Genomic DNA, 4340 nt, shown 5'->3' with positions numbered 1-4340 from the left:
GGTAAAGGTAATAGCAGTTTTCCCGGCTTCGCTGGCAGTAGTTGTGCTGGCAGTGAGGTTAACTTTCGGTGCTGGAATGGTAATATTAAAAGTAGCTTTGTCCGAAAAATCAACACCACCATTCAACGTGCCGCCGTTATCTTGCAGTTGTACTTCAACCGTGGCAGTTCCCGGTTGACCTTTGGGAGTGTAGGTGAGCGTGCCATTATTTGCTACAGTTGGTGCTGTGGTAAATAAGCTGCTACCGCTGGTAATGTTAACCGTGTAATTCTTAACAGCTTGAGTGGTTGCTTCATCGGTTGGGCCGAAAGTAATGGTATTTGCCCAACTTGGGACGGTTTGAGTTGTGTTTGTCCAAGATGTTAGGGTTTGGTTGCCTAAGTTGGTGAAGCTGGGTTTGTCGTTGACGGGGGTAACGGTGATCGCGGCTGTGTCGGTGGCAGTGCTGAAGGCATAAATGCTGCCGTTTTTAGTGGTGTCAGCGGTGCTGCCGTTGGTGCCACTGGTTTGATCCCAAGCGCGGAAGGTGATGCCGTTGGTGACGGTGCCGTTGTAGTTGGCAGTGGTTGGTTGGAAGTAAATGCGGGTATTGGCATTGGCCGCAAGTAAGCGAGCGTTAGTATTGAAGACTGCACCCAAGGGGTTCCAAGTAGTACCGCCATCTATGGTGTAGAACCAACTGCCGTTATTCGTGTCGGCGCCGGTGATGGCGATGCCTGCTACTGCGCCAGTGTCGGGGTCGGTGATGTTGTTTTGCCCTGTACCGATGGCAGCAATAGAGGAAATGAGTGTCCCCACAGCGCCTGTGGGTGCAACTGCATCTTCTAAGATGGCACTGAGGGTGACAACGGTATCGGCAAGAACGGGGGCGGTATTCGGAAGAATCGTGCCGTAAACATCGTTATTGTCTTGGTTATTGCCGACACCGTTGGTAGGGGTGGTGGCAGTGGGAGTATTAGCTTGGTTGGCGGCAGTGCTGCCGGTGAAGGTGGCTCCCCATGAGGTGACAGTGGGTAGGGTAGTTGGCATACCCTGGTTATTGCCATTGGTGTTGGTGGAAGAAGTCATGGCAAAAATTGCCCCACCTTTGCCTTGACCGGAGTTTCCGATTGGACCTGTGCCACCTGTCGCTGAGTTGCTAGTAAAAATGGCGTTGTTGAGGGTTAAAGTGCCTTGGCGGATAAAGACAGCACCTCCAAAGCCAGCACCACCGCCGCCGCCAGTGCCGCCGTCGCCTTCGCCGCCGCCGCCGCCGCCACCAAAGCCGCCGCCGCCGCCGTCGTTGCCGCCGCCGCCGCCGCCACCAAAGCCGCCAATGCCGTTGCTGCCGCCGCCGCCGCCAAAGCCGCCGTCACCAAAAAAGCCGCCGCCACCGCCGCCGTCACCGCCGCCGCTGCCAAAGTTGCCGCCGCTGCCACCAAAGATACCCCCACTACCACCGGTGCCACTGGTACTGCTACTGCCGGTGCCACCACCGCCACCAGCGCTACCGACACTACCATTCCCCCCGATGGCAGAGTTGTTCGTGAAGTTCACATTATTCAGCCTCACCGTCCCGTCAGAAATGAACAGTCCGCCCCCCATACCGGCAGCCCCGCCACCGCCACCGGAGCCATTTCCGCCTTGCGCCCGTCCCCCCGTAATGGTGAGGTTAGATAAAGTGACACCTCCAGACTTGATAAAGAAGGGACGAACATCCCCGCTATCATTTGTACCGTTATTATTGACATCCCCACTGACGCTAAACCCACCCCCATTAATTACAATATTGCTGTCAATGGGGATGGTGGGATCTGCGGTAAACCGGACATTATTTGCCAGGGTAATAATGTCATCGCCGGCTGCGGTATTTGCTTGATTAATTGCCCAGCTTAGGGTGTTAGCTGTCGCCCCTGTGCCGTTATCGGTGGCGACGGCGACATTAAAAGTTGCCAAGCTAAAGTCATAGTTTTGCATTACCTCAGCATTAAGGGGATTTGTGGCTTCAATGCAGCAGGTTTGTATTTCTAAATCCCAATCTGCCCCTAATTTTGTACTCCCGGTTTTGTCGTTACTTGCGGCAATATCCGCCCCTGTGATTTCACTGAGTTTTTGAATAAAATAGATCCCCCCTGCCTCCCTTAAAAAAGGGAGTTCTGAGTCTTCTTTCCCCCCTTTTAAAGGGATGAGGTCGGGAGAAGCCGCGACATTACAGCCATACAATAAAATGTCAGCATTTTCACTCAAATTTGCTTGCCATTGCTGCAATAAATTTGAGTAGCTTTCTAAGTTTTCGCTGTTAAGGTAGGTTGCACCAAGTTTTAAACTGCCCTGACTGCCGTGTGAAAGAATATGCACAGCGCTAAGATTAGAAGTGTCGGCCAGTATTTCTGTAATTTGCTCAACGCCATCGCGGGTTTCATCCAGTACCACAACTTGCGTATCTGGGGGAATGTCGGCGACGAGTTGATGGTAATTTTGTACAGTCGGATCGACGATGATAATTTGCTTGGCTGCGAGATTCATTGATTCAGTCATGATTTTAGTGGGAAATTAAGTAAGTGAGAAAAAAAGATGATTTTTTGTATCGGAGATGTGCTAAGTCCTGAAGAGTTAAACTGGGTAACTTCTCAACTTCTAAACGGTGAGTTTGTTGATGGCAAAATTACTGCGGGTGTGGGGGCATCCTCGGTAAAGGATAACCTGCAATTAAAAGCCGATTCTCCTCTGGTGCAGGAACTCAATAAAGTTGTAATACAAGCTCTATGGCGTGCTCAACCTTTTCAAATGGCGACGCGACCAAAGATTATACGTCCTGCTATTTTTAGTAAATATGAACCGGGGATGAAGTATGGAACGCATATTGATAATGCCCTGATGGCTGGTGAAAATTATATGATGCGGACGGATCTTTCTGTGACAGTGTTCTTGAGTCCAGCATCCAGTTACACTGGAGGAGAGTTGCTGATAGAAAGTCCGCATGGTGAGCAAGCTGTAAAATTGGATTGCGGAGCTTTGGTTGTCTATCCTTCTACATCTTTGCATCGCGTGGAAATGGTGACGCAAGGTGTTAGGTTGGCGGCAGTTACTTGGGTGCAAAGCCTGATCCGCGATGCTCATCACCGGGAGATTTTGCTTGATTTGGATACGGCGCGGCAAAGCATTTTTGAAAAGCATGGAAAAACTTCTGAATTTGACTCGCTTTGTAAAACTTTTACCAATTTATTACGCCTGTGGGCTGAGGTTTAAAGTTGTCCGTGCCGTTTTAATTGCCCGTTGATTTCAGTTTTGTGACAATGACACTGGCTTTGCTATAACTCGATTCTTCCCAAAAAGATAAGCCATTAAATCGCTCAAACAAGTCTGGAGGTTAAATCGTTTTTCTCGGTTTAAACTCAACTTGGCTGCACGCTTGATATAACCCTTGTGTTTTCAGCCGCTCCATTAAACCCCCCACGGGGCTAGTCATGGAGGCGTGAAACCGGGGGTTTTGTCGCAAGATGGCTGCTAGTAAGGTAGAGCCTGAACGCGGCAATCCCGAGATGAAGTGGGCTTTCTGGGGCATCCAGTGGGAATATATTTAAGGTGGGCAAATAGTCTGCATTTGAAGAGAAGAAAGCGATCGCTTTTGCGGTTGCTACTTGCTGTATCATTGCACACTATTGACTTTCAATAATCTCTGGAGGCAAGACAGTGCCTCCAGCATCTGAGACGGTATCTGCTTTAAGTTGGATGTTGCATAACTTTACGGAATTACCGCCGAGTTTATTGCAAAATCTATCTGGCGGTAGATGGCACTCACCTTCGTTCATTATTATAAACTCGCGAGTTGGAGAAAAGTGCGATCCCCCCTAGCCCCCCTTAAAAAGGGGGGGACAAGAACTTACTCAAAGTCCCCCTTCTTAAGGGGGATGCGAGGGGGATCTCCGAGGAATAAATAGTTTTAACTGAAGCGTATTGTATTATAGACTCGCGAGTTGGAGAAAAGTGCGATCGATCTTCGCAAATAATGATGACCTCGGTCATTGCTTTGGGCAAAAAAATGTCCTATGAGAAGTTTTGACCAAAATCAGTTGGCGATCGCACCCGCAACCCAAGCGCTGGGGGGTTTTCTCCCGGGATTCTGGGATCTAAGAAGGTTTTTTGGTCGATCGAACTTGTCCAATTCTCAATTCCCAGCCAAACAATCTAGTGGCTACTACAAACTTATAACGGTTCTCTTAGCGGACATGATATCAGACAATTCGGAAATCGTTAACAGCAATTAAGCTGGCATTGACTCCAGTTAACGAAGCAATTACTTCTCCACTTCCTTTCAACTTAATCAGCGCGCTGTTATTGTTCTGACTTATTTCTAACTG

Annotated in this window: 3 protein-coding genes and 1 pseudogene; 1 reads left to right on the top strand and 3 read right to left on the bottom strand. The window is 49.2% G+C overall.

What is annotated here, in order from left to right:
* On the bottom strand, positions 1 to 2517 hold a 2517-nt coding region (locus QUB30_RS32970), incomplete at its 3' end, for a DUF4347 domain-containing protein (RefSeq protein WP_333342444.1).
* A 36-nt stretch (positions 2518 to 2553) separates the two neighbouring features.
* On the opposite strand from QUB30_RS32970, the gene QUB30_RS32965 reads away from it, so the two are divergent.
* Positions 2554 to 3228: a Fe2+-dependent dioxygenase gene (locus tag QUB30_RS32965; RefSeq protein ID WP_333342441.1), complete on the top strand. Its 675-nt coding sequence runs from the start codon at positions 2554 to 2556 to the stop codon at positions 3226 to 3228.
* 196 nt (positions 3229 to 3424) lie between these two features.
* Here QUB30_RS32965 and QUB30_RS32960 read toward each other — a convergent pair.
* Positions 3425 to 3544: pseudogene (locus tag QUB30_RS32960) on the bottom strand (sulfotransferase); the annotation flags it as partial.
* A 94-nt stretch (positions 3545 to 3638) separates the two neighbouring features.
* On the bottom strand, positions 3639 to 3791 hold the full coding sequence (locus QUB30_RS32955; protein ID WP_333342438.1) for a hypothetical protein: 153 nt from the start codon (positions 3789 to 3791) through the stop codon (positions 3639 to 3641).
* Positions 3792 to 4340: the final 549 nt, after the last annotated feature.

It is taken from the genome of Microcoleus sp. BROC3 (assembly GCF_036702515.1).
Lineage (GTDB): Bacteria > Cyanobacteriota > Cyanobacteriia > Cyanobacteriales > Microcoleaceae > Microcoleus.
The sequence above is the reverse complement of the archived record's forward strand: the minus strand, read 5'-3'. Positions and strand labels throughout refer to the sequence as shown.

Coding starts and splice junctions, on each gene's coding strand:
- QUB30_RS32955 (WP_333342438.1), bottom strand. CDS start 3,791: ATGAACGAAGGTGAGTGCCATCTACCGCCAGATAGATTTTGCAATAAA.
- QUB30_RS32965 (WP_333342441.1), top strand. CDS start 2,554: ATGATTTTTTGTATCGGAGATGTGCTAAGTCCTGAAGAGTTAAACTGG.